Source organism: Mesorhizobium sp. M1312 (assembly GCF_040318115.1).
Lineage (GTDB): Bacteria > Pseudomonadota > Alphaproteobacteria > Rhizobiales > Rhizobiaceae > Mesorhizobium.
In genome coordinates this window covers 231,157-254,918 of sequence record NZ_JAMYLQ010000005.1, presented here as the reverse complement: position 1 = coordinate 254,918, position 23,762 = coordinate 231,157, and the positions used below count along the sequence as shown (strand labels likewise).

Annotated in this window: 21 protein-coding genes and 1 pseudogene; 14 read left to right on the top strand and 8 right to left on the bottom strand. The window is 64.5% G+C overall.

Features of this window, described 5'->3' with window-relative positions; translation table 11 throughout:
• Positions 1-334: 334 nt before the first annotated feature.
• From NKH36_RS09605 to lpdA, 4 genes are all read left to right on the top strand, one after another.
• Entirely contained in the window at positions 335-1,567 is a 1,233-nt protein-coding gene (locus NKH36_RS09605) for a 3-methyl-2-oxobutanoate dehydrogenase (2-methylpropanoyl-transferring) subunit alpha (RefSeq protein ID WP_352961500.1), read from the top strand.
• Between the two features lie 2 nt (positions 1,568-1,569).
• Positions 1,570-2,583, top strand: coding sequence for an alpha-ketoacid dehydrogenase subunit beta (locus NKH36_RS09600; protein WP_352961497.1), 1,014 nt, complete (start codon positions 1,570-1,572; stop codon positions 2,581-2,583).
• A gap of 198 nt (positions 2,584-2,781) precedes the next feature.
• On the top strand, positions 2,782-4,146 hold the full coding sequence (locus NKH36_RS09595) for a dihydrolipoamide acetyltransferase family protein (RefSeq protein ID WP_352961494.1): 1,365 nt from the start codon (positions 2,782-2,784) through the stop codon (positions 4,144-4,146).
• 254 nt (positions 4,147-4,400) lie between these two features.
• Complete coding sequence (lpdA, locus tag NKH36_RS09590; protein ID WP_352961491.1) at positions 4,401-5,798, top strand: dihydrolipoyl dehydrogenase; 1,398 nt, start codon at positions 4,401-4,403, stop codon at positions 5,796-5,798.
• A gap of 192 nt (positions 5,799-5,990) precedes the next feature.
• Here lpdA and NKH36_RS09585 read toward each other — a convergent pair whose 3' ends face one another.
• Positions 5,991-7,094, bottom strand: coding sequence for a saccharopine dehydrogenase family protein (locus NKH36_RS09585; RefSeq protein WP_352961488.1), 1,104 nt, complete (start codon positions 7,092-7,094; stop codon positions 5,991-5,993).
• A gap of 126 nt (positions 7,095-7,220) precedes the next feature.
• Here NKH36_RS09585 and NKH36_RS09580 point away from each other — a divergent pair, with 126 nt between their 5' ends.
• The gene (locus tag NKH36_RS09580; protein WP_352961485.1) at positions 7,221-7,649 is read left to right on the top strand and encodes an Lrp/AsnC family transcriptional regulator; all 429 of its coding nucleotides are present in this window, start codon (positions 7,221-7,223) and stop codon (positions 7,647-7,649) included.
• A 12-nt stretch (positions 7,650-7,661) separates the two neighbouring features.
• Here the strand turns inward: NKH36_RS09580 and NKH36_RS09575 are convergent, their stop codons facing one another.
• From NKH36_RS09575 to NKH36_RS09560, 4 genes are all read right to left on the bottom strand, one after another.
• Positions 7,662-7,871 carry a hypothetical protein gene (locus NKH36_RS09575; RefSeq protein ID WP_352961482.1) on the bottom strand — a complete coding sequence of 70 codons (210 nt, stop codon included), beginning with the start codon at positions 7,869-7,871 and terminating at the stop codon, positions 7,662-7,664.
• Positions 7,868-8,623 (bottom strand): COG4280 domain-containing protein, encoded by a 756-nt coding sequence (locus NKH36_RS09570; RefSeq protein ID WP_352961479.1) that lies wholly within the window; start codon positions 8,621-8,623, stop codon positions 7,868-7,870. The genes NKH36_RS09575 and NKH36_RS09570 overlap by 4 nt, the downstream gene beginning before the upstream one ends.
• 362 nt (positions 8,624-8,985) lie before the next feature.
• Positions 8,986-9,471, bottom strand: coding sequence for a hypothetical protein (locus NKH36_RS09565; protein ID WP_352961476.1), 486 nt, complete (start codon positions 9,469-9,471; stop codon positions 8,986-8,988).
• A gap of 73 nt (positions 9,472-9,544) precedes the next feature.
• The gene (locus NKH36_RS09560; RefSeq protein ID WP_352961474.1) at positions 9,545-10,303 is read right to left on the bottom strand and encodes an SDR family NAD(P)-dependent oxidoreductase; all 759 of its coding nucleotides are present in this window, start codon (positions 10,301-10,303) and stop codon (positions 9,545-9,547) included.
• A 280-nt stretch (positions 10,304-10,583) separates the two neighbouring features.
• Between NKH36_RS09560 and NKH36_RS09555 the strand changes: the two genes are divergently transcribed.
• Positions 10,584-10,949 (top strand): RidA family protein, encoded by a 366-nt coding sequence (locus NKH36_RS09555; protein WP_352961471.1) that lies wholly within the window; start codon positions 10,584-10,586, stop codon positions 10,947-10,949.
• Between the two features lie 30 nt (positions 10,950-10,979).
• Positions 10,980-12,215 carry an amidohydrolase/deacetylase family metallohydrolase gene (locus NKH36_RS09550; protein WP_352961468.1) on the top strand — a complete coding sequence of 412 codons (1,236 nt, stop codon included), beginning with the start codon at positions 10,980-10,982 and terminating at the stop codon, positions 12,213-12,215.
• Positions 12,216-12,307: 92 nt separating this feature from the next.
• On the opposite strand, the gene NKH36_RS09545 is transcribed toward NKH36_RS09550, so the two are convergent.
• Together NKH36_RS09545 and NKH36_RS09540 are read right to left on the bottom strand one after the other, a co-directional pair.
• Complete coding sequence (locus NKH36_RS09545) at positions 12,308-14,098, bottom strand: NAD(P)-binding domain-containing protein (protein WP_352961466.1); 1,791 nt, start codon at positions 14,096-14,098, stop codon at positions 12,308-12,310.
• Between the two features lie 170 nt (positions 14,099-14,268).
• Positions 14,269-15,228 (bottom strand): MurR/RpiR family transcriptional regulator, encoded by a 960-nt coding sequence (locus NKH36_RS09540; protein WP_352961463.1) that lies wholly within the window; start codon positions 15,226-15,228, stop codon positions 14,269-14,271.
• Between the two features lie 273 nt (positions 15,229-15,501).
• Between NKH36_RS09540 and NKH36_RS09535 the strand changes: the two genes are divergently transcribed.
• From NKH36_RS09535 to NKH36_RS09505, 7 genes and pseudogenes are all read left to right on the top strand, one after another.
• Complete coding sequence (locus tag NKH36_RS09535; protein ID WP_352961460.1) at positions 15,502-16,329, top strand: ABC transporter ATP-binding protein; 828 nt, start codon at positions 15,502-15,504, stop codon at positions 16,327-16,329.
• Complete coding sequence (locus NKH36_RS09530; protein WP_287059137.1) at positions 16,326-17,186, top strand: ABC transporter permease; 861 nt, start codon at positions 16,326-16,328, stop codon at positions 17,184-17,186. Before NKH36_RS09535 ends, NKH36_RS09530 begins: the two co-directional genes overlap by 4 nt.
• 106 nt (positions 17,187-17,292) lie before the next feature.
• Entirely contained in the window at positions 17,293-18,459 is a 1,167-nt protein-coding gene (locus NKH36_RS09525; protein WP_352961456.1) for an ABC transporter substrate-binding protein, read from the top strand.
• Between the two features lie 268 nt (positions 18,460-18,727).
• Positions 18,728-19,819: a Gfo/Idh/MocA family protein gene (locus NKH36_RS09520; protein WP_352961453.1), complete on the top strand. Its 1,092-nt coding sequence runs from the start codon at positions 18,728-18,730 to the stop codon at positions 19,817-19,819.
• Positions 19,820-20,102: 283 nt separating this feature from the next.
• A complete protein-coding gene (locus NKH36_RS09515) occupies positions 20,103-20,351 on the top strand; it encodes a hypothetical protein (RefSeq protein WP_352961451.1) in 249 nt (82 codons plus the stop codon).
• A pseudogene (locus NKH36_RS09510) lies at positions 20,336-21,289 on the top strand (amidase); the annotation flags it as partial. The gene NKH36_RS09515 and the pseudogene NKH36_RS09510, both read left to right, overlap by 16 nt.
• A gap of 50 nt (positions 21,290-21,339) precedes the next feature.
• A complete protein-coding gene (locus tag NKH36_RS09505; protein WP_352961448.1) occupies positions 21,340-21,615 on the top strand; it encodes an amidase family protein in 276 nt (91 codons plus the stop codon).
• A 106-nt stretch (positions 21,616-21,721) separates the two neighbouring features.
• Here the strand turns inward: NKH36_RS09505 and NKH36_RS09500 are convergent, their stop codons facing one another.
• Positions 21,722-23,761, bottom strand: coding sequence for an aldo/keto reductase (locus NKH36_RS09500; RefSeq protein WP_352961445.1), 2,040 nt, complete (start codon positions 23,759-23,761; stop codon positions 21,722-21,724).
• Position 23,762 lies beyond the last annotated feature (1 nt).

Below are 23,762 nucleotides of genomic sequence, written 5' to 3'. Positions count from 1 at the left end.
CTCGGCTTCGCCGAGCCACCTCTCCCCCACTCCCGTGGGGGCGAGGAATCCCAGCTGGAATGATACCGCGATCCTCCGGCAGGACAGAGGGGGCGCGACGGAACTCGACGAGCGATCTTTCCAACAGGAATTCCCGGCTCTTGCGCCAGGTCAGGCCGGACCATGCGCCAAATTGCGCGTGGCGGCAGAAGATCGACAAGAAATTTCGCCGATATATCTTCATCTTGACGAGTGCTGGCCGGCGCGGTCGCTGGCTCGAAGCCTTGCCCGACGAATTGGCACTGGTCCGGCGGTGTGCGAAGATCGCGCCGGGCAACATTGGAGGACGAAGGTCATGGCTGATGCAGGAATGTTGCGTTTCCATGTGCCGGAACCCGAGGTGCGGCCGGGCGGGACGCCGGATTTCTCAGACGTGACCATCCCCAAGGCCGGCTCGGTGCCGCGCCCGGAGATCGAGGTCGATCCGCGCACCATCCGCGATCTGGCGTTTTCGATCATCCGCGTGCTCAACCGCGCCGGCGAGGCCGTCGGGCCGTGGGCCGGCCTGCTGTCCGACGACGAATTGCTGGAAGGGCTGCGCCACATGATGACGCTGCGCAGCTTCGATGCGCGCATGCAGATGGCGCAGCGCCAGGGCAAGACCTCCTTCTACATGCAGCATCTCGGCGAAGAGGCGGTGAGCTGCGCCTTCCGCAAGGCGCTGGCGCCGGGCGACATGAACTTTCCGACCTATCGGCAGGCCGGCCTGCTCATTGCCGACGGATATCCGATGGTCACGATGATGAACCAGATCTATTCGAACGAAGCCGATCCGCTGAAGGGGCGGCAATTGCCAATCATGTATTCGTCGAAAGAGCATGGCTTCTTCTCGATCTCCGGCAATCTGGCGACGCAATACATCCAGGCGGTCGGCTGGGCGATGGCTTCCGCGATCAGCAATGATTCGAAGATCGCCGCCGCCTGGATCGGCGACGGCTCGACCGCCGAGTCCGACTTCCATTCGGCGCTGGTGTTCGCCTCGACCTACAAGGCGCCGGTCGTGCTCAACGTCGTCAACAACCAGTGGGCGATCTCGACATTCCAGGGCATCGCCCGTGGCGGCTCCGGCACCTTCGCCGCCCGCGGTCTCGGCTTCGGCATCCCGTCGCTGCGGGTCGACGGCAACGATTATCTCGCCGTCCACGCTGTGGCCAAATGGGCGGCGGAGAGGGCGCGCAGCAATCTCGGGCCGACGCTGGTCGAGTATGTCACCTACCGGGTCGGCGCGCATTCGAGCTCCGACGATCCGTCAGCCTACCGGCCGAAGGCCGAGTCCGACGCGTGGCCGCTCGGCGATCCGATCGTCAGGCTGAAGAACCACCTCATCCAGCGCGGCGTCTGGTCGGAAGAGCGCCATACCCAGGCCGAGGCGGAAATCCTCGAAACGGTGATCGCGGCGCAAAGGGAGGCCGAACGCCACGGCACGCTGCATGCCGGCGGCAAGCCCTCGACGCGCGACATGTTCGAGGGCGTCTATGCCGAAATGCCGCCGCACCTCAGGCGCCAGCGCCAGCAGGCGGGGGTCTGACCATGCCAAGACGGACCATGATCGAGGCGATCCGCGACGCCATGGATGTGTCGATGGCGCGCGACCAACGCGTCATCGTGTTCGGCGAGGATGTCGGCTTTTTCGGCGGCGTCTTCCGTTGCACGCAAGGTTTGCAGGCCAAATACGGCAAGAGCCGCTGCTTCGATGCGCCGATCAGTGAATCCGGCATTGTCGGCTCGGCCATCGGCATGGCCGCCTACGGCCTGAAACCTTGCGTCGAGGTGCAGTTTGCCGACTATGTCTATCCGGCCTACGACCAGATCGTCTCGGAGGCGGCGCGGCTGCGCTATCGCTCGAACGGCGATTTCACCTGCCCGATCGTGGTGCGAATGCCGACCGGCGGCGGCATCTTCGGCGGCCAGACCCATAGCCAGAGCCCGGAGGCGCTGTTCACCCATGTCTCCGGCCTGAAGGTCGTCGTGCCGTCCAACCCGCATGACGCCAAGGGTCTTTTGATTGCGGCGATCGAGGATCCCGACCCGGTGATCTTCCTGGAGCCGAAGCGGCTCTACAACGGCCCGTTCGACGGCCATCACGAGCGCCCGGTGACGCCGTGGTCGAAGCATGAGCTCGGCGAGGTCGCAGACAGCCACTATACGGTCCCGCTCGGCAAGGCGGTGATCCGCCGGCCGGGCGCCGCTGTCACCGTGCTTGCCTACGGCACTATGGTCTATGTCGCCGAGGCGGCGGCCGAGGAGACCGGCATCGACGCCGAGATCATCGATCTCCGGACGCTGCTGCCGCTCGATCTCGAGACGATCGTCGGCTCGGTGAAAAAGACGGGCCGCTGCGTTATCGTGCACGAGGCGACGCTGACATCCGGCTTCGGCGCCGAACTTTCGGCGCTGGTGCAGGAGCACTGCTTCTACCATCTGGAAGCGCCCGTAGTGCGGGTCGCCGGCTGGGACACGCCCTATCCGCATGCGCAGGAGTGGGACTATTTTCCCGGTCCGGCCCGGCTCGGCCGCGCGCTCGTTGAAACGATGGAGGCCTGAGATGGGATGGAGAGTAATCGGTTCAGACCAATTGCCAATGGTGGCGCCGCCCCTCATCTGCCTGCCGGCATCTTCTCCCCGTGAAGAACGGGGAGAAGGGACTGGTCACCACGCCGGCGATCCCCCTCTCCCCGTTCTTTACGGGGAGAGGGTAAGGGTGAGGGGCAGCGCAAACGCCTTGGTAGGGGGGACCTAACGATGGGCGAATATGTGATCAAGCTGCCCGATGTCGGCGAAGGCGTCGCCGAGGCCGAGCTGGTCGAATGGCAGGTTAAGGTCGGCGACCTCGTGCGCGAGGACGCGGTGCTTGCCGCTGTTATGACCGACAAGGCGACGGTCGAGATTCCTTCGCCGGTCGACGGCGAGATCCTGTGGCTCGGTGCCGAGATCGGCGACACGGTGGCGATCGGCTCGCCCATTGTACGCTTGAAAGTGGCCGGCGAGGGCAATGTGAAGGCGGGTGCGGAGTCGGGGGGGGAGGCGGGCGCCAAGAGTACCCCCACCCCTAGCCCCTCCCCACAAGGGGGAGGGGGACGAGCCTCGGCCGCCAAGGCCGATGCCAAGTCACCCGCACTGAAGCGTGCACCAATTGAGAGTGTGCGTGAGGCAGACAGGGAATCCCCCTCCTCCTTGGGGGGAGGGGTTAGGGGTGGGGGTACTGCGCCGCTCGGCGCACCGCGCCTCGAAGGTGAAAGGCCGCTGGCATCGCCGGCCATACGCCTGAGGGCAAAAGAGGCCGGCATCGATCTCCGTCAGGTTGCGGGAAGCGGCCCGGCCGGGCGTATCCAGCACGAGGACATCGAGGCTTTCCTGGCGCGCGGGCCGCAGCTCGCGAAAATCTCCGGCCTCGCCCGCAACGAGACGGTCGAGGACATCAAGGTGATCGGGCTCAGGCGCAAGATCGCCGAGAAGATGACGCTGGCCAAGTCGCGCATCCCGCACATCACCTATGTCGAGGAGATCGACGTCACCGCGCTCGAGGATTTGCGCGCGGCACTCAACAAGGAAAAGCGCACCGGCGCGGAAAGGCCGAAGCTGACGCTGCTGCCGTTCCTGATGCGGGGGATGGTCAAGGCGATCGCCGACCAGCCCAACCTCAACGCGCTGTTCGACGACGAGGCCGGCATCGTCCACCAGCATGGCGGCGTCCATATCGGCATCGCCGCGCAGACGTCTTCGGGGCTGGTGGTGCCGGTGGTCAAGCACGCCGAGGCGCGCGACATCTGGGACTGCGCCGCCGAGGTTATCAGGCTAGCCGAGGCGGCCAAGTCAGGCACGGCGACGCGCGACGAGCTGTCGGGGTCGACCATCACCATCACCTCGCTCGGCGCCATGGGCGGTGTGGCGACGACGCCGGTGATCAATCATCCGGAAGTAGCGATCATCGGGGTCAACAAGATGATGATGCGGCCGGTGTGGGACGGCACCCAATTCATCCCGCGCAAGATGATGAACCTGTCCTCCAGCTTCGACCACCGGGTGATCGACGGCTGGGACGCCGCGGTGTTTATTCAACGGATCAAGGCGCTGCTGGAGACCCCGGCGCTGATTTTTGTGGATTGAGGCGGAACGATCGAGATGATGGCGGGACAGCGCCCCCCCTCTGCCCTGCCAGGCATCCCCCCCACAACGGGGGAGATTGTACGTCACGCCGGCCTTCCCAATCTTCGCCGTTCGGGGAGCAGGCGAATCGCAGAAACAGCCAATCTCCCCCCTCGTTGGGGAGATATCCGGCAGGACATTGGGGGGCGCGAAGGATCGCTGCGGAGCGCTCTTTTCCCAACAGCTGCGCCAGAATGCCGAGGAGCTAGATCCAGATGAAAGAAATCTCCTGCAAGCTGCTCGTCATCGGCGCCGGTCCCGGCGGCTATGTCTGTGCCATCCGCGCCGGCCAGCTTGGCATCGACACGGTTATCGTCGAGTTCGGCAAGCCGGGCGGCACTTGTCTCAATGTCGGCTGCATTCCGTCCAAGGCGCTGATCCATGCGGCCGAGGAGTTCGAGAAAATCTCCCACATGGCCGGCGGCAGAAGCCCGCTCGGCATTTCAATTGCAAAACCATCCATTGATCTTGAAACGACCATCGCCTGGAAGGACGGTATTGTTAGCCGGCTGAACAGCGGCGTTGCCGGCCTGCTCAAGAAGGCCGGGGTCAAGACCGTGCACGGCTGGGCGAAATTCCGCGACGGCAAGACCGTCGAGGTCCAGACCGAGACCGGGATGCAGGTGGTCCGCGCCGAGACGGTGGTGATCGCCACCGGCTCGGCGTCGGTCGAGCTGCCGTCACTGCCGTTCCATGGGCCGGTGATCTCGTCGACTGAAGCGCTGGCGTTGAGCGAAGTGCCGGAAAGGCTTGCCGTCGTCGGTGGCGGCTATATCGGGCTGGAGCTCGGCATGGCCTTCGCCAAGATGGGCGCCAGGGTGACCGTGGTCGAGGCTTTGCCGCGCGTGCTGGCGCAGTATGATGCGGAGCTGACCCGGCCAGTCGTGAAGCGGCTTGCCGAGCTCGGTATCGAGGTGCTTGTGGGCGCCAAGGCCAAAGGACTGTCGACCAAGGGGGATGCGCTGCTGGTGGAGACGAAGGACGGCAAGAATGGCAAGATCGTTGCCGACAGGATTCTGGTCACCGTCGGGCGCAAGCCGGTGGTCGAAGACTGGGGGCTGGAGCAGATTGACCTCGACATGACGGGTAAATTCATCCGCATCGACGACCAGTGCCGCACCTCGATGCGCGGCATCTTTGCCATTGGCGACGTCACCGGCGAGCCGATGCTGGCGCACCGGGCGATGGCGCAAGGCGAAATGGTCGCCGAGATCGCCGCCGGCCACAAGCGCAGCTGGGACAAGCGCTGCATTCCCGCCATCTGCTTCACCGATCCGGAACTCATCACCGCAGGCCTGTCGCCGGACGAGGCAAAGGCCCTCGGTGGCGAGATCAAGGTCGGGCTATTTCCGTTTGCCGCCAACGGCCGGGCCATGACGAAACTTGGCGAGGAGGGATTCGTCCGGGTCGTTGCCCGCGCGGACAATCATCTGGTGCTCGGCATCCAGGCGGTCGGCCAGGGCGTGTCGGAACTATCGACGGCCTTCGGCCTGGCGCTGGAAATGGGCGCTAGGCTGGAGGACATCGCCGGCACCATCCACGCCCACCCGACACAAGGTGAGGGTTTTCAGGAGGCGGCTTTGAAGGCGCTCGGGCAGGCGCTGCATGTTTGAGGGCTGGTGATCTCCCCCCTTGAGGGCCTTGAGGGGGAGATGCCAAGTGGTGGGCAAAGAGGCAGGCCAGAGGGGGTCGGTTCGACCGGATGCGACCTCCCTTGCGACAGATGGAGGTTAGCGCTCTACGCAAGGCGACCCCCTCTGTCGCCTTCGGCGACATCTCCCCCTCGAGGGGGGAGATTACACAGCTCACCCCGCAAGCCGGCTAACCATTTCATGCTGCGCATAGGCATTCCCAAAACGGTTGGCGAGGAACGCGTCGAGGGCGATGTCCTCCTGCTTGATGAAACCTGTCGCCGGCAAGGTGCCGTCGGCCAGCATGTCCAACACCGCGCAGATGGCAGAGGCCGTGGTGATCTGGATGGCGCTGCGCACTGTCTCGCCGACGCGCTTGGCGTAGATCTTGTTGGCGTAGGTCTCCTGCAGCAGGCGGCCGTTCTTGCGGCCGCTGACGGTGACGAAGACGATGACCACGTCCTGCAGCGTCGCCGGCAGGGCGCTCTCAAAAATATCCTTCAGCACGTCGCGGCGGTGACGCAGGCCGAGATCGTTGAGCAGCGCCTTCATGATCGCGGCGTGGCCGGGGTAGCGGATAGTGCGATAGTTCAGCGTGCGCACCTTGCCCTTCAGCGTTTCGGCCAGCGTGCCGAGCCCGCCGGAGGTGTTGAACGCCTCGTAGGTGACACCGTCGAGCGAGAATTCCTCGCGCTCCTCCAGCGGCGGCACCTCGATCAGCTCACCCTCGACGATCGCCTCGCAAGGCTCGCAATATTCGTTGATGACGCCGTCCGTGCTCCAGGTCAGATTGTAGTTCAGCGCATTCGACGGGTATTGCGGCAGCGCGCCGACCCGCATGCGCACGCTTTCCAGCGTGTCGAAGCGGCTGGCGAGATCATTGGCGACGATCGAGATGAACCCCGGCGCCAGCCCGCATTGCGGAATGAAGGCGCTGTTGCCGGAGCGCGCCAGTTCCTTGACGCGCCTGGTGCTGACGACGTCCTCGGTCAGGTCGAGATAATGCACACCGGCGCTGGCCGCCGCTTCGGCGATGCGCGTGGTCAGGTGGAAGGGTGCTGCGCTGAGCACCGCGAACTTGCCAGCCAGGGCCGCTTCGAGCGTGCCGGCGGCTTCGATGTCGAGCTCAAGCGTCTCGACCGTGGCAGGCAGTTCGGCCGCGCCGAGCTGAGCGGCCGAGCGGTCGACGAGGGTGACATGATAGTCGCCGGTGGAAGCCAGCATCTCGGCAATGGTCGAGCCGATCTTGCCGGCGCCGACAACGATGATTTTCTTCATGACCGCTTCTCTCACCCGAACGTTAATTGCGAAGCACAGAATCGCAGCTTGCCTGTCGAAAGGAAGCGTGGAACTGTTCGAAACGAAGCATCTTGCTGATCAATATGCCGATGGAGTTCGTCGAAAGTGCTTAGCAACGCCGAACAGGCCCTGCTCTCCCTGCTGCGGGCGAGCGCGCGCGCCTCGACGGCCGAGCTGGCGCGGCGGCTCGGCGTGTCGCGGACGACGGTGCAGAGCCGGATCGAGCGACTGGAGCAGCGCGGCATCATCACCGGCTATGGCGTCAGGCTTTCGCCTGACTACGAACAGGGACTGGTGCGGGCGCATGTCCTGCTCACCGTCACCCCCAAGCTCGCCGACAAGGTGGTGCGCAGCCTGCAGGCGCTGCCGCCGGTGCGGACGCTGCATTCGGTGAGCGGCAATTTCGACATGATCGTCATTGTCGACGCGCCGTCGATCAAGGATCTCGACACGCTCCTCGACGAGATCGGCGCGATGGATGGGGTCGAACGGACGTCGTCCTCGATCATCCTGTCGACGCGGATCGATCGATGAGCGCTGCCCTGATCACTGGTGCCGCGCGGCGCACCGCACGCTCTGCACCAGGATGGCGAGGCAGCCGATCAGCAGCAGGACGCCGCCAAGCAGCGGCGGCAGCGCCAGAAACTTCACCGACGCGGTGATCGCCGCGACCAGCAGCAAGGCGAGCAGTGCCAGATTGCCGTCGTCGCCAAACATGCCGATGAACTCCCTGACGGCAAGGCGAACGACGTTCATCGGGCCAACCCTCCGATGGCTGCGGGATAGGCGCTGCGCAGCCAGCGGACGATGGCAAACGACGCCAGCGCGACGATCGCGAAGATCGCGAGCAGGGCCAGATCGTGGCCCGGCCAGTCGGCGCCGATGCCTTCGCCGGTCCAGAAGATGCCGAAGCTGGTCAGCATCAGCCCGACGACGAATTTGAGCGCATTTTTCGGGACGCGCGCCAGCGGCCGATGCAAAGCGAGGCCGATCAGCATCACCCGGACGAACGCCGCCAGGGCGCCCAAGCTGGCATAGAGCGTCTGCCCGTGTGCTGCGCCGACCGCGACGACGATGAACACCACCTCGACACCTTCGAGCAGCACCGCCTTGAACGCCGCCACCCCCGCCAGATAATCGGCCCGCCGGTGACTGGCCTGCCGACGCAGCACCGCGGTTTCCCTGGAAAAGGCCGCCTCCTCGTCACGCAGGGCGATGACACCGGCGGCGCGCAGGATGGCTTTGCGCAGCCACCGCATGCCGAACAGGATCAGCAGGACGCCGACGACGAACTGCAGAACAGTGATGGGAACGAGCGCCAGCAGCGGCCCGAATGCCAGGACCAGTGCGGCGAGAAGCGCCAGCGCCAGTGCCGCGCCGATCAGCGCCGGACGCCAGCTGCGCGTCACGCCGACCGCCAGCACGATGGTGAAGGCTTCGACGACCTCGACGAAGGAAGCGAGAAAGGCGGCGGTGATGGTCGAGATGGTGGGTGTGAAGCCGGTCATGCTTTCGTCCCCAGGGGGTTCGACCGCTTCTTATCATGAACGCGAGGTCGGCAGCGGATACCGATTCTCACAAATTTGTATGCCAGCGGGTGATCACTTCGTCATCCCAGGGCGGAGCAGGAGCGAAGCGACGTCGCGGAGACCCTGGGATCCATGCCGTGACACATGTGACATACGAAGCGGACCAGAATCGAGCGTTCTCGCACCGGCGGGCAGTGTAGCGGATGATGAGCGCCCTCGGGCACTGTTGCGGATACTAGCGCCATTCCGAACCGCTGCATTCTTTGGCCGCCGTCACGGCATGGATCCCAGGGTCTGCGCTCCGCTTCGCGTTCGCTCCGCCCTGGGATGACGAAGCGTAGCTAACTCCCGAGCGGGTGCGGCATGTAGCCGACGAAGCCTGATATCTTCCAGCTTCCCTCGACCTTGGTGCAGAAATACAGGGTCTGCCATTTCAGCCTCTCGGCGCTGCCGTCGGCCTTGGCGACCGAGCCGTTGAACTTCTTGTGCAGCACGGCGCGGTCGCCGTCGACGTCGATGTCGCGCATGTTGGTGACGCGGAACAGCGCCTCGCGCAACGGTTCGGCGAATGCCGTCGCCGCGGTCTCCCTGGCCTGGCGCAGCCACTCGTCGCGGTAGCTGCGAAGCGTCGGGAATTGCAGCCGCCAGGCGTCCGCATCGCAGAGGAAATGAGCGTGCATGCCGAAGAAGCTCGAGGCCACGAAATCATCCTCGACCATCGACCAATCCTGGCCGAGAAAGGCGTCGATGTCGCGCCGCACCAGCATCTCCCAAAGCGCATGGCGGTCGGCGTCGCCGGGCGGAAACGGGTTCCTGTCGAAGGTCACTTTTGCTCCCCTATCTTTTGCGATGTTTCGGTTTTTGTGAAAACTTCGGTCAGTGAAGGCTCGACTTGATCCGTCAGCCGCCGATCTGGTCCAGAAACGGCAGATTGCCGGCCATCAGGCCGGCGTCGACATTCAGCGTCGTGCCGGTAATGCCGCTGGCAAAGGACGACGTCAGGAATACCGCGGCGCGGGCAACCTCGACGGGTTCAACCAGCCTTCCCAGGGGATAGAGCTTCCCGACGGCGGCGAGGATCTCCGGCTTGTGGGCAAGGCGATGTTCCCAGGCACCGGTTCGGATCGAGCCGGGAATGACGGCATTCGCGCGGATGCCGTTGCGGCCTTCCTCGGTGGCGATGGCGCGCATCCAGGCGTTGAGTGCTGCCTTGGCGGCGGCGTAGGCGGGATTGCCGAAATGGGCCTGCGCGTTGACCGAGGAGATGAACACGAAGGCGGCGCCCTGCGGCTGGTTGCGCATGACGGGAAGCAGTGCCTGCGACAGCAGGGCGGCGCTGCGAAAATTCAGATCCATCTCGTGATCAAGCACTGCAGTCGAGACATCGGCGAGCGTTTCCGCCCGCGTCCAGCCGGCGTTGGAGATGACCGCCGCCGGTGCAGCGCTTTCCCCGATGCGCTTGGCAAATGCCGCCACGGCGTCGTCATCGAGCAGATCGAAATGATGGGCCTCTTCTATTCCGGCGCCGCTCAGGTCGGTGCCCTCGCGATCGCAAGCGATCACCCTGGCCCCGCAGGCGGACAGGACAGCGACCAGTGCGCGGCCGACGCCACCGGCCGCACCTGTCACGACCACGCTGCGGCCACCGAAATCGATCATGCGGCTCCTCGCTTTTTTCCTCGCCAATCCTCGCTTGCCGGATGACTTGACGCAACCGCTCGTCTAGCAGGATGCTGATGGTCTTGTAATAAAGCAACATGAATTCCGAAAAATGTTGCTTTCCAACACGGCGTGTATGAGAATCGCCGGGACAGGCGTGGACCTTCCGGCCGGAAACGGGCAAACCGGCGCAGCGAAAGGGCCCGAGCCGCGCGGGCCCTGCGCGATTTGCCGGACAGCACGGCAAGGCGCCGATGTTTTTTGAACAGGAGACTTTTTCTTGCCCAAGCAGTGTTTTGGAACATCCCAGGTGCCGCTGTCGCCGGCGGTCCGGGCCGGCGATATGGTCTATGTCTCCGGCCAGGTGCCGGTCGGCAGCGACGGCGTGGTGGTGACCGGCGGCATCGCCGAACAGACCGAGCAGGTGCTTTCCAACGTCCAGGCAGCCCTGGCGCTGGCCGGCTGCACCATGGACGACGTGGTCAAGACGACGGTGTGGCTCGAGGACGCGCGCGACTTCGGCGCCTTCAATGCCGTTTATGCCAAGCATTTTCCAAAGGATCCGCCGGCCCGCACCACCGTCGAGTCACGGCTGATGATCGACATCAAGATCGAGGTCGAGGCCGTCGCCTACAGACCGGTTTGACGAGAGAAGACACAACGGAGCCGGACGCCGATGCAATTTGATCTCCTCCTGAAGGGCGGCCGCCTCATCGACCCGGCGTCCGGCCTCGACGCGCAACGCGATCTGGCCATCGCCGACGGCCGCATCGCCGCGATCGATGCCGACATTCCCTTCGAGCGTGCCGCGCGCGTCATCGATGCCACGGGCTCCGTCGTCGCGCCCGGCCTCATCGATTTGCACAGCCACGTCTATTGGGGTGGCACCTCGCTGGGTGTCGATGCCGACCGCCTCGCCGCAAAAAGCGGCACCACCACCTTCATCGACGCCGGAAGTGCCGGCGCCGGCAACTTCCTCGGCTTTCGCCGCCACGTCATCGAGCGCTCGAAGGTGCGCATCCTGGCCTATGTCAACATTTCCTTTGCCGGCATTTTCGGCTTTTCGCAGACCGTTTCGGTCGGCGAGTGCAGCGATCTCCGGCTCTGCGAACCGCGCGAGACGGTGGCGGCGGTGCGCGAGCACGCCGACGTGGTCGTCGGCGTCAAGGTCCGCTCCGGTCGCCATGCCGGCGGCACCAGCGGCATCGCGCCGGTCGATCTGGCGCTCGAAGCCGCCGACCAGGTCGGCGTGCCGCTGATGGCGCATATCGACGAGCCGCCGCCGGGCCGTTCGGAAGTGCTGCCGCGCCTGCGCAAGGGCGACGTCCTCACCCACTGCTTCCGGCCGTTTCCCAACGCGCCGATCTTCGCCTCGGGCGCGGTCCGGCCCGACATGCGGCTGGCGCGCGAGCGCGGCGTCATCTTCGATATCGGCCACGGCATGGGTTCGTTCGATTTCGAGGTCGCCAAGGCGATGCTCAGCGAAGGGCTGGCGCCTGATGTGATCAGCAGCGACGTGCATCTCTACTGCGTCGACGGCCCGGCCTTCGACATTCTGGTCTGCATGTCGAAACTGCTGGCGCTCGGCATGCCGCTGGTCGAGGTCCTGCGCGCCGCGACACAGCGGCCCGCCGAAGCGATCGCAAGGCCGGAGCTCGGCACGCTGGCGGTCGGCGCCGTCGGCGATATCGCGGTGCTGCGGCTGCGCCCGGGCCGTTTTACCTTTGTCGATGCGGTCGGCGCCTCGCTGGTCGCCGAGCAGAGGCTTGTCTCGGACGGCATCGTGATTGGCGGCACCTGGTGGCCGAACGAAGCAGCAAACGATCTGAGCGATACCGAACGTTTCGAAGCCCATGCCCACGAGACCCATGTCGACGTCGCGGCCAGGCATTTCGGGCATAGCCACGATTGAAGGCCGGGCCTGCCGCCACGCGTTCATTATCCTAGGGGTCTGCGCCGCGTCGCTGCGCTCCTTGCTTCGCCCTGGGATGATGAACGCACAGGTTAGCAGCCGGAGTTGCTCGGCGCCCCGTAAACCGGCGTCGCAATGCGTTCTATGCGCGCCTTGATCTGCAGCGCCACGAATTTCGAATAGAAGCGCGACAGTGCGAGGTTGCCGCCGTGGAACCATAGCGCTTCCTGCGCCGTCGGCTTCCACATGTTGCGCAATTCGCCTTGCCATGGCCCCGGGTCGCCTTTCACGCCCGAGCCAATCCCCCAGCACGGGCCGACCTTGTCGGCGACCTCGCGCGAGACGATCGCCGCCACGGTTTCGTTCATCGACTGATAGCCGGTGCAGGTGATGATCGCATCGGCCGCCAGTTCGGTGCCGTCGTCGAAGAGAATCCCGGTCGGCGTCAGCGATTCGATCTTGACGCCGCTGCGGACGCCGATCTTGCCGTCTATGATCAGATCCGAGGCGCCGACGTCGATGTAGTAGCCCGAGCCGGTACGGTAGGCCTTCATCAGCAGCCCGGTCTCGTCGTCGCCGAAATCGATGGCGAAGCCGGCGCCGCGCAAGCGGTCGTAGAAGGCCGCGTCGCGCGCCTTGATGATGTCGTAGAGCGCCCGCTGGCTTTGCGGCAGCAGCGCGAACGGTGTCGAGGCGACGATCAGGTCGGCCTTCTCGGTGGTGATGCCGCGGGCCAGCGCCTTCTCCGAAAAGATCTCGAAGCCGACCTCCATCAGGGTGTCGGACTTGACCACCGTCGTCGGCGAGCGCTGGATCATGGTCACCTCAGCGCCGCTCTCCCATAGGTCGACGGCGACATCGTGCCCCGAACTCGCCGCCCCGATGACCGCGACGCGTCTGCGGCGGAAATTCTCGCCGCTGGAATACTGGCTGGAATGCAGGATCTCGCCCTGGAAGGCCTCGGCGCCCGGCAGGTCGATACGCCTCGGCGGACCATAGGCGCCGGTCGCAAAGACAACGTGCTTCGGCTTCAGCGTGATGCGCTCGCCGGCGCGGTCGACCTCGACCGTCCAGACCTTTTCGGCTCCGTCATAGGACGCGCTGAGGCATTTTGTGGAGGTCCAGTAATTGAGCTCCATGACGCGCGTATACATTTCCAGCCAGTCGCCCATCTTGTCCTTGGGCGTGAACACCGGCCAGTTTTCCGGAAACGGGATGTAAGGCAGATGGTCGTACCAGACCGGGTCGTGCAGCACGAGCGAGCGATAGCGGTTGCGCCAGGAATCGCCGGCCTGCGCATTCTCCTCGATGATGATGGCCGGTACGCCGAGCTGCCGCAGCCTTGCCCCCAGCATGATGCCGCCCTGGCCGCCGCCGATGACCAGGCAGTAGGGCTGCTCAATGGCGCCTAGGTCATGCGTTTCGCGCGCCCTCGCCTCTGCCCAAGTCTCGCGGTCCGGGTCGGCCTTGTGGCGGACACCCAGCGGCCGCGCCGGCCCCTTGCGCTCCTCAAAACCCTTGAGATCGCTCATCGCCGTGAACAGCGTCCGGCATCGGCCGTCCTGCAGGCGCAGAACACCCTGGCCCCATGCCGATGCCGTCTCGAAGGTGAACCAGGCCTCGACGATGCCTTCGTCCGCGCTTGCCTCGCCGCTGAGCTGCCAGGCAGTTGGCTTTGTTGTCGCCAGGGTCGCTTCCAGCATGTCGTGGATCGCCGCGCGACCTTCCATGGTCTTGATGTTCCAGGTGAAGGTCAGCAGATCGCGCCAATAGCAGTCCTCGACGAACAGGTTGGTTGCGGCCTCGCCGTCGCCCGCCTCGAGCGCCCGGGCGAGGGAGGAAAGCCAGGTGGCCGCCTGTTTCGATGGTGCCATGTCTAGCATCTGTTTTTTCTCTCCTTCAACTGTCGAACTCGGCGCTGCCCCTCAACCGCCTGCCGGCACCTTCCCCGTGAACAACGGGGAGAAGGGACAAGCTCCAGCGCTGGCGACCCCTCTACCCGTCCTTTACGGGGAGAGGGTGAGGGGAAGCGCAAACCCCCATAAACCAGGCGTCAATCCCCCAGCGGCTCCATCTCCTTGCCCGTCCTGTGGATCTGGGCGTTGTATTTGATGCGGCGGACCGTTTCGCGGGCCGAGCCGTCGAGCTTGTAGGCGGCCGCCACCGCCATCAGGTCGATCGCGGCGAGGAAGGCGAAGCGGGAGGCGGTCGGCTTCAGCGTGTCGGGGTATTCGGGCACCGCCACCGTCAGCCTGACGTCACAGGCGCGGGCAAGGTCGGTGTCGGGCGCGGTCACGCCGATCGCGTTGGCGCGGTAATGCTTGGCGAGCTCGACGGCCTCGATCACCTCGCGCGTGCGTCCCGTCGCCGAGATGGCGATCACCAGATCGCTGGGCTTCAAGGTCGAGGCGGTCATCCGCATCAGATACGGGTCGCACTGGGCACTGACGGTGATGCCGTAGCGGAACAGCCGGTATTGGGTTTCCTGCGCCAGCGCCGAGGAGCTGCCGCCGAGGCCGAACACCGTGACCTGGCGCGCCTTGGCGATGAGCTCGGCCGCCTTCACCAGCTGTGCCGGATCAAGCTGCCGTTCGGCCTCCTGCAGCGCTCGGCGGGCCTCGCCGAAGACGGCATTCCAGAACGGCATGCCATTGTCGCTGCTGGTGGGCGGCGGCTTGCTCAGATAGAGCGCGCCGACGACCAGGCTCTGCGCCAGCTTCAGCTTGAAGTCGCGTACGCCCTCGCAGCCGATGGCGCGGCAGAACCGGGTCACCGTCGGTTCGCTGACCTGGGCGCGCTGGGCGAGTACGGCATTGGATGCGTCGACCGCGAACCTGACGTCGTCGAGCACGACATCGGCGACGCGCCGCTCCGCCGGGCGCAATTCACCGTAGGAGTCCTTCACCAGCGAGATGATGTCGGGGATGCGCCTGACATGATCGCGTCCATGTGGATCGCGCCCATCCGGGTCGTCGTCCGAGGTCGGCCGGCCCTGGCCGTCAGCTTCGGTCATGGGTCATTCCCTGCCGTTCGTGGAACTCGACCTCTACCATGTTTGCGCACCGCTTGCCTGCTCCGCCTCATGCGGCCGGTTCCGGAAGTATGTAGGAAAGCAACAAGCATTTCAAGAAATAGAAAAGCTAACTCAAACAATGCTGTAATCGTGGTACAAACGATCTCGCTGACTAGAGTCGCGGTCGCGGCTTGACAGTAAAGTAGGATAGTTACAGACTGATTTTGCGGACGGATGACCCACTGGATCATCGCGCAATCCCTGAGGGGGCGCATGAACGCGGGCAGTGCAAAAACCCCGAAGCTTGGCGTGCACGATGCGACCAAGATCTATCATACAGCTTCCGGCGACCTTTTGGCGCTGGACCGCTGCAGCCTCGACGTTCACGCCAATGAGATCGTCTCGATCGTCGGCCCCTCCGGCTGCGGCAAGACCACGCTTTTGTGGTCGATGTCCGGGCTGCATCGCCTGACCAGCGGGACAATCCGGCTCGACGGCAAAGAGATCACCGGTCCGCATCCGGATATCGGCATCGTTTTCCAGGAGGCAAACCTGCTGCCCTGGCGCAATCTCGACGCCAACATCCATTTTCCCTTCGAGATCAAGGGCGAGAAGCCGGATCGCGCCTGGATCGCCCATCTCGTCAACCGCGTCGGGCTGGACGGCTTCGGCGGCAAGTTCCCGCGCGAGCTTTCGGGTGGCATGCAGCAACGCGCGGCGATCGTGCGGGCGCTGGCGCTGAAGCCATCGGTGCTTTTGATGGACGAGCCGTTCGGCGCGCTCGACAGTTTTACCCGCGAAGAGATGAACCGTCTCGTCGAGGAGATCTGGCTCGATACCAAAACCACCATCGTCTTCATCACCCACAGCGTCGAGGAGGCGATCTTCCTTTCCGACAGGGTGGTGGTGCTGAGCGCGCGGCCGGGCCGCGTCGCCAAGGAATATCGCGTGCCGTTTGCGCGCCCGCGCTCGCTGGAGATCATGGCGACCAAGGAGGTCTTCGACCTCACCATCACGATCAAGATGGACATTGTCGGCGAACGCGTGCGGCCGAAGGCGCGGGAGCGCGGCACCGCAGAAATTGTGAGGATCAGGCCGTGAGCGGAGGCGACGCCATACCGGAATTCTCGAAGGCCAAATCGGGCGCCAAGGCCGGCGATGGGCACGAGGTCAGCCTGACCAATCTTTCGGCCTTCGCCAGCGGTCCCGGCATCAGGTCGGGCGCCGAGGTCACTGCCATCATCGCCGTTGCGGTGATCATCATCGGCGGCATCGAGCTGGCGCTTCGGCTGTTCAATGTGCCGCACTACATCATGCCGGGGCCAAGCGCGATCGCCTACGCGCTGTACGACGAGTTCCCGCTGATCGCGCCGCATCTTGGCTACACGCTGGTCGAGCTGGTCTCCGGCTTCTCGATCGGCGCCATTATCGGCCTGGTGATGGCCGCGGTGATCACGCAATTCCCGTTCGCCGAGAAGATCGTCGCGCCCTACATCCTGATCCTGGTGACCACGCCGATGCTGGCGCTGGTGCCGCTCCTTATCCTGCGCTTCGGCTTCGGTTACACGCCGCGCATCATCGCGGTCGCGCTTGCCGCCGGGCCGATGGTGATGATCAACGCGGCGACGGGCTTTCGCCGCGTCGACAGCGCCAAGATCGCGCTGGCGCGTTCCTATGGGGCCAGCACCTTGCAGATCTTCTGGAAGATCCGCGCGCCGATGGCGCTGCCGATGATCCTTGTCGGCCTGATGATCGGCGCGATCTTCGGGCTTTTGACCGCGGTCGGCGCCGAGATGGTCGGCGGCGGCTTCGGCCTCGGCAACCGGCTGACCACCTATTCGTCGATGATCCAGATGCCGCAATTCTTCGCGGTGGTTCTGATCCTGTCTACGCTCGGCATCCTGATCTACGTGCTGTTCTTCCTGATCGGGAAGAAATGGGCGAGCTGGGAGGCGTAGTGCATGTCGCCCAAAGTGCGCAAACGACATGCAGGCGAGGAGACGACGGCGCCCGGGAGGCGGGCGACAGGCAAGAAACTACTAGCAACAAAAAGGGGAGAATGGCATGACCAGGGAAAATTATATCGGTTCCAAGGCGGGCATCAGCCGCCGCTATTTTCTGCAAGTCACCGGCGCCGGCCTGGTGACGGCCACCGCGCTCGGCGCCTCAGGGTTCAGGGCGCAGGCCGAGCCTTACGGCAAGTTCACCTGGATTTCGCCGCGCGGCACGCTCGAAGTGCTCGACGATTATCCGTACTGGGCCGCCAAGAAAGCAGGCTATTTCGGCGACCTCGACACCGACATGCAGCCGGGGCCGTCGGACGGCACCGCAACGGTGAAGTTCGTCGATGTCGGCCAGGCCGACATGGGCTTTCCCTCGCCCGGCGTGTTCTCCTTCGCCATCCAGAACGGCATGAAGCTCAAATCCGTGTTCCACATGGGCGCGCGCGACACGTTCAGCTTCGCCTTCCGCAAGGGCGAGGGAACGAACGACCTCAAGACGCTCGAAGGCAAGACCATCCTGCTCGGCTCCGCCGCATGGCAGTCGATCACCGACCCGCTACTGGCTTCGCAAGGCGTCGACATCAAGAAAGTCAAGTATGTCGAAGCCGGCTGGCCGACCTGGGGCACCGCCCTTGCCGGCGGCCAGGGCGATGCGGCGCTGTCATGGGAAGGGCTGCGGGCCGAATGGATCGCCAAGAACCTCGACTTCGAATACTGGCTCGGCGTGCAGAATTCGAAGCTGCCGGCGAACACTTTCGTCGTGCGTGCGGCCGATCTGAGGGATCCCGACCGCAAGGCGTTCCTGGAAAAATACCTGCGCGGCTGGGCGATGGGCCTCGAATTCGGCTACCAGAATCCACGCGCCGCCGTCGAAGCGGTGTTCGAGCAGTTCCCGACGCTGGCCAAGAATCTCGGGCCTGAGCTCGGCACCACCTCGATCCTGCAGCAGATCAACGTCTTCCGTGGCGACATGGACAAGCGCGAAGGCTGGGGCTCGCACGACATGGCGAGCTGGCAGGGCTTCTTCGACCAGATCCACAAGATCGGCCAGATCACCAGTCCGGTAAAAGCCGAGGATGTCTGCACCAACGAATTGATCGGCCCGGCCAATGATTTCGACAAGGCCAAGGTCAAGGCCGATGCCGAAGGCTACAAACTGTCGGAAGCCTTTGCGGCGCTCAATGTCGACAACATCAAGGCGCACCTGTTCGATTCGGCAGTCAAGTAAGGCACTCGGCAATTGTCGATGACGGTGCCGCCCCTCATTGCCCTGCCGGGCATTTCTCCCCGTATAGGGACGGGGAGAAAGTTGCAGTCGCAAGGAATTCGCCAATGACCAGCGTTGCAAGAATAGCGCCGAGGTAGCGGCCCAGCCCCTTCTCCCCGTCGCTATACGGGGAGAAGGTGCCGGCAGGCGGATGAGGGGCAGCGCAGACTTGAAGGGGGCGACAAGGTTGCCGCCCACTATGCGATCAAGAAGAACAAGGGAGGTGGCATTGGCCGACAAAGTAAAGGTACTGGTGATCGGTCTCGGCAATATGGGCGCGTCGCATGCCAGCGCCTATCACAGGCTCGACGGTTTCGAGATCGTCAGCATCATGAGCCGCACGATCAAGAGCAACAAGATTATCCCGGCCGAATTAGCCGGCTATCCGCTCTACGAGGATTTCGACCTGGCGCTGAAAGAGACCAGGCCGGATGCCGTTTCCATCAACAGCTGGCCCAACACGCATGCCGAATATGCGCTGAAGGCGATCGACGCCAATTGCCACGTGTTCATGGAAAAGCCGCTCGCCACCAATATCGAAGACGCCGAAAAGGTCGTCGCTGCCGCACGGGCGAAAAACCGCAAGCTGGTGCTCGGCTATATCCTGCGCGTCCACCCGTCATGGATAAAGTTCATCGAGGTCGGCAAGACGCTCGGCAAGCCGCTGGTCATGCGCCTCAACCTCAACCAGCAGAGCAGCGGCAGCGCCTGGCACTGGCACAAGAACCTGATCGACTCGCTGATCCCGATCGTCGATTGCGGCGTGCACTATGTCGACGTCATGTGCCAGCTGACCGGCGCCAAGCCGGTCCGCGTTCACGGCATCGGCGCGAAATTGTGGGCGGATGCCGCCAAGCAGAATTACGGCCATCTGCACGTCACCTTCGATGACGGTTCGGTCGGCTGGTACGAGGCGGGCTGGGGCCCGATGATGAGCGAGACGGCCTATTTCGTGAAGGATGTGGTCGGCCCCAAGGGCGCGGTCTCGATCGTCGCCGGCCAGACGGCAAGCAGTGCAGCTGAACTCGCCGAGGTGTCGAACTCAGCCGATATCGACCGACACACCAAGACCGACGCGCTCAAGATCCACTATGCCGAGGTCGACGGCGACAAGAATTTCAGGAAGCCCGACGAGATCGTCAGCATGGAGGACGAACCCGGCCACCAGGAGCTTTGCGATCGCGAGCAAGCATACTTCCTGCGCTCCATCCGCGAGGATCTCGACCTGTCCGAGCAGATGGATGCCGCGGTCAATAGCCTGCGCATCGTGCTTGCCGCGGAGCAGAGCATCGAGGAAGGGCGGACCGTCGAGCTGGCGTGAGGCGACCGGTGTCGAGCGACTAGTGGGCCGATCTTGGCGCCGCCCCTCATCGCCCTGCCGGGCACTTCTCCCCGTATAGTGACGGGGAGAAGGACGCCTTCGCTAAGGATTTCGCCAATTCTCCGGCGTTGCTGAGAGAGCGCCAGCGTTGGGCCAGCCCCTTCTCCCCGTTTTACGGGGAGAAGAGGCCGGCAGGCAGATGAGGGGCAGCGCCACGATCGGCGATTGTCTGAAGCGATTGCCACCGGGCGCCGTTCGGCATGGCGGAACGAGGGAGAGAGACATGGCCGAAATCACCGACAGTTTCCTGGAAACCTACGCCGAGTCCGATGCGCTGGATCTGGCCGGGCTCGTTCACCGCGGCGAAGTCTCGCCGGCCGAGCTTGTCGAGGCGGCCATTACCATGATCGAACGGCTGAACCCGGCGCTGAACGCGGTGATCCACCGCCTCTACGATGTGGCGCGCGCCTCGGCTGAAACGGTCGACAGAACTGCGCTCTTGCCGGCGTACCGTTCCTGCTCAAGGAACTAGGCTCGTCCTGGACCGGAGCGCCGAATACCAATGCCTGCTCTTTCCTCAGGGATGTCGTCGCCGATTTTGATACCGAAGTCGTGCGCCGCATGAAGCGGGCGGGCCTGGTGCTTGTCGGCAAATCCAACGCGCCCGAGAATGGCTGGTCGATCACCACCGAACCAAAACTCTACGGCGTGACGAAAAACCCTTGGAAGGACGGCATCACGCCGGGCGGTTCGAGCGGCGGCGCGGCGGCGGCAATCGCCGCGCGCATGGTGCCGATCGCCGAGGCCAGCGATGGCGCCGGCTCGATCCGCATCCCGGCCTCCTGCTGTGGCATCGTCGGCCTGAAACCGTCGCGCGGCCGCGTCAGCCTGGCGCCCTTCGGCGACTATTGGTATGGCGGCGCTTATTTCCTGTGCTGCTCCAGGACGGTGCGCGACACGGCGGCCTATCTCGATGCCGTGGCCGGCGCGCTGCCGGGCGATCCCTATACGCCGCCGGTTCCGGACGGCAGCTGGCTCAGCCTTTCGGCGCGCGCGCCGGAAAGGAGGCGCATCGGCTTCACCGTCACGCCGCCCAATGGCACGGGGATCGACCCAGAGGTCAAGGCCACCGTGCTGGCGACGGTGGCCGCGCTTGAGCGCCTCGGCCACGATGTCGAGGAGCACGACATGCCGCTCGACGCCAATGCGGTGTGGAAGACCTACACCAACATGACCTGCGTGCAGACGGCGGCAACGTTCGGCTATCATGAAACGGTCATTGGCAGGCCGGTGACGCAGGCCGATGTCGAGCCGGTGACCTGGGCGATCATCGAGCGCGGCCGCGCGACGAGCGGCATCCGCCACATCTCCGATGTCGAGACGATCCGGCAGGTCGGCCGAGACATCGTCGGCGACCTCGCGCCCTACGATCTGTTCATCACCCCGACGCTTACGCAACTGCCGAGGCCTTTGGGGTATTACGACATGTCGGAGCCGGACATCGACCGTTACAATGCAAAATGGACGGACGCCGTCTTTGCCTTCCCTTCAACATCTCCGGACAGCCGGCGATTTCACTGCCGCTCGGCTGGTCTGCCACCGGCGTTCCGATCGGTGTGCAACTGGTCGGCCGCTATGGTGATGAAGCAACGGTGCTCGCCGTTTCCACGCAGCTGGAACGGGAGATGCCATGGAAGGATCGGCGGCCGAAGGTGAGCGTTAGGGATCAGTCTTGGGCAACCGCATTTGGTTTGCGCTGCCCCTCATCCGCCTGCCGGCACCTTCTCCCCGTATAGTGACGGGAAGAAGGGGATTTGCCTCAACGCTGGCCCCCTCACCCCGTTCTTACGGGGAGAGGGTAAGGGGTGAGGGGCAGCGAAGGCCACCGCGATTTGCCTAGCCTCAGCCCATGCGTCGAGCGGGATGCTGCTCGGAACCGCCATCCAGCCACGCAAGGTCGTCGGGCGAAAGCGCAATGTCGAGCGCCTGCAGACTGTCCTCCAGTTCGTCGAGCGTGCGCGGCCCGATCAGCGGAACGGACGGGAACGGCTGGGCCAGGACGTAGGCGAGCGCGACATGGATCGGGCTCTTGCCCAGCCTGTTGGAAAGCTCGATCGCCCGGTCGCGGCGGCCGAAGTTTTTCTCCGAATACCAGACCCGCACCAGCTCTTCATTGTCACGCTGGTCACGCCCGGCGCGGCCGGTGAAGAAACCCCGTCCCTGGCTCGACCAGGCGAAATTCGGCATCTGCCGGGCGGTCAGCCAGGCCTTCCACTCGTCGCTTGACGATGTGACGCAACCCGGCCAGATCGGCACCAGCATTTCGGCCAGCGAAAAATTGTTCGAAAGCGCGCCCGGCTTTTGCTTGCCGGTCCGCTCGGCATAGGCAATAGCCTCGTCCATGCGTTCCCTTGTCCAGTTCGAGCCGCCGAACGGACCGCGAATGCGGCCAGCCCTGACCTCCCTGTCCATCGCGTCGACGAATTCGTCTACCGGCACGTCCGGATCGTCGCGGTGCATGAAATAGACATCGACATGATCGGTCTGCAGCCGGTCGAGCGACTGGGTGAGCTGCTTGCCGATCACATCGGGATAGCAGAGCGGGGTGTGCGCGCCCTTGCCGATGACCACCGCTTGCTCACGCACACCGCGGTTCTTCAGCCACTGGCCGAGCAGCGTTTCGGTGTAGCCGCTGCCATAGATATAGGCGGTGTCGAAGACGTTGCCTCCGGCTTCGAAATAGGCATCGAGCAGGATCATGCCCGAGGAGAAGGTGCGGAAATCCTCGAAGCCGAGCGCCAGGCATGAGGCCGGCCGCGGCAGGCCCGGAATGTCGCGCTTGCGGATGGTGGTGCCGCCGGAGCGCAGCCGCCGGCCGGAGATGGTGTTGACGCGTCTTTTGGGCTTCTCGATCTCGTATTCGAGGCCGATGGCGGCACGCCATTTGTCGAGCACGCGCAGATTGCCGAGGCTGTCGGCCCAGCCCATGCCCGGCCAGGCAAATTCCTGCTTTCCGGCGAGGATGGCCTCGCCGGCGGCGTCGACCTCGAAAGCGTAGAGCCAGCGGTCTTCCCTGACCTCGACCACCTCCTCACCGCCCGGACGGATGATGCGGATTTCCCCGGTGCCGCCTTGCCTGCCGCTTGCATACCAGAAATCCGCGACCTCGATGCGGCCCTTGGTGCCGAGGATGCGCAGGACGTTGTCCTGAGCCAGCGAGATGCCGCAGGAGACTTCGGCGACGATGCCGCTGGGAAAATGCAGCAGCGCCGAAGCCCACTCGTCGACACCGGACTGGCCGAGATGCGCAGCACCCGCCACCTTGTCCGGCTCGGCGAAGGGTTGTCCGATTGCTGCCCCGGCAATCAGCCGCGCCATCGAAACGGGGTAGCCGCCGACGTCCAGAATGCCGCCGCCGGCGAGGTCGTTGGCGTAGAGCCGGTGCTCCGGCATGAAGTCAGGCATGGCGAAGCCGAAGCTCGACTTCACCATGCGCACCTCGCCGATCGCGCCGGACCTGACCAGCTCGACCAGCTTTGCCGTCTGTGGATGCAGCCGGTACATGAAGGCTTCGCCAAGAAATGTGCCGGCCTTGCGTGCCGCATGGATCATCGCGTCCGCCTCGAAAGCGGTCAGTCCCATCGGCTTTTCGCAAAGCACGTGCTTCCCGGCCTCGGCAGCCCTGATCGCCCATTCGGCGTGGCTCGGATGCGGCGTCGAAATGTAGACCGCATCGACGTCCGGGTCCGCGAGCAAAGCCTCGTAACCGTCGAGGATGCGGGCGCCGGGGAAGTTTTCAGCGAGGCCTGATTTGCCGGGATTGCGTGCGCCAATGGCGACCAGCGTGCCGGTGCGCGAATGGGCCACGCCGCCGGCAAAGTCCTTGGCGATGGTGCCGGGCCCGAGAATGCCCCAGCGGATTTTTCGTGGTTCGGACGTCATC

What these genes read in the sequence shown, in the direction of transcription:
- NKH36_RS09575 (WP_352961482.1), bottom strand. Translation starts at nt 7,871, where the DNA reads ATGAACGTCGTTCGCCTTGCCGTCAGGGAGTTCATCGGCATGTTTGGC.
- lpdA (WP_352961491.1), top strand. Translation starts at nt 4,401, where the DNA reads ATGAAAGAAATCTCCTGCAAGCTGCTCGTCATCGGCGCCGGTCCCGGC.
- NKH36_RS09540 (WP_352961463.1), bottom strand. Translation starts at nt 15,228, where the DNA reads ATGACCGAAGCTGACGGCCAGGGCCGGCCGACCTCGGACGACGACCCG.
- NKH36_RS09560 (WP_352961474.1), bottom strand. Translation starts at nt 10,303, where the DNA reads ATGATCGATTTCGGTGGCCGCAGCGTGGTCGTGACAGGTGCGGCCGGT.
- NKH36_RS09570 (WP_352961479.1), bottom strand. Translation starts at nt 8,623, where the DNA reads ATGACCGGCTTCACACCCACCATCTCGACCATCACCGCCGCCTTTCTC.
- NKH36_RS09525 (WP_352961456.1), top strand. Translation starts at nt 17,293, where the DNA reads ATGACCAGGGAAAATTATATCGGTTCCAAGGCGGGCATCAGCCGCCGC.
- NKH36_RS09515 (WP_352961451.1), top strand. Translation starts at nt 20,103, where the DNA reads ATGGCCGAAATCACCGACAGTTTCCTGGAAACCTACGCCGAGTCCGAT.
- NKH36_RS09605 (WP_352961500.1), top strand. Translation starts at nt 335, where the DNA reads ATGGCTGATGCAGGAATGTTGCGTTTCCATGTGCCGGAACCCGAGGTG.
- NKH36_RS09585 (WP_352961488.1), bottom strand. Translation starts at nt 7,094, where the DNA reads ATGAAGAAAATCATCGTTGTCGGCGCCGGCAAGATCGGCTCGACCATT.
- NKH36_RS09535 (WP_352961460.1), top strand. Translation starts at nt 15,502, where the DNA reads ATGAACGCGGGCAGTGCAAAAACCCCGAAGCTTGGCGTGCACGATGCG.
- NKH36_RS09505 (WP_352961448.1), top strand. Translation starts at nt 21,340, where the DNA reads ATGGACGGACGCCGTCTTTGCCTTCCCTTCAACATCTCCGGACAGCCG.
- NKH36_RS09500 (WP_352961445.1), bottom strand. Translation starts at nt 23,761, where the DNA reads ATGACGTCCGAACCACGAAAAATCCGCTGGGGCATTCTCGGGCCCGGC.
- NKH36_RS09595 (WP_352961494.1), top strand. Translation starts at nt 2,782, where the DNA reads ATGGGCGAATATGTGATCAAGCTGCCCGATGTCGGCGAAGGCGTCGCC.
- NKH36_RS09550 (WP_352961468.1), top strand. Translation starts at nt 10,980, where the DNA reads ATGCAATTTGATCTCCTCCTGAAGGGCGGCCGCCTCATCGACCCGGCG.
- NKH36_RS09545 (WP_352961466.1), bottom strand. Translation starts at nt 14,098, where the DNA reads ATGCTAGACATGGCACCATCGAAACAGGCGGCCACCTGGCTTTCCTCC.
- NKH36_RS09600 (WP_352961497.1), top strand. Translation starts at nt 1,570, where the DNA reads ATGCCAAGACGGACCATGATCGAGGCGATCCGCGACGCCATGGATGTG.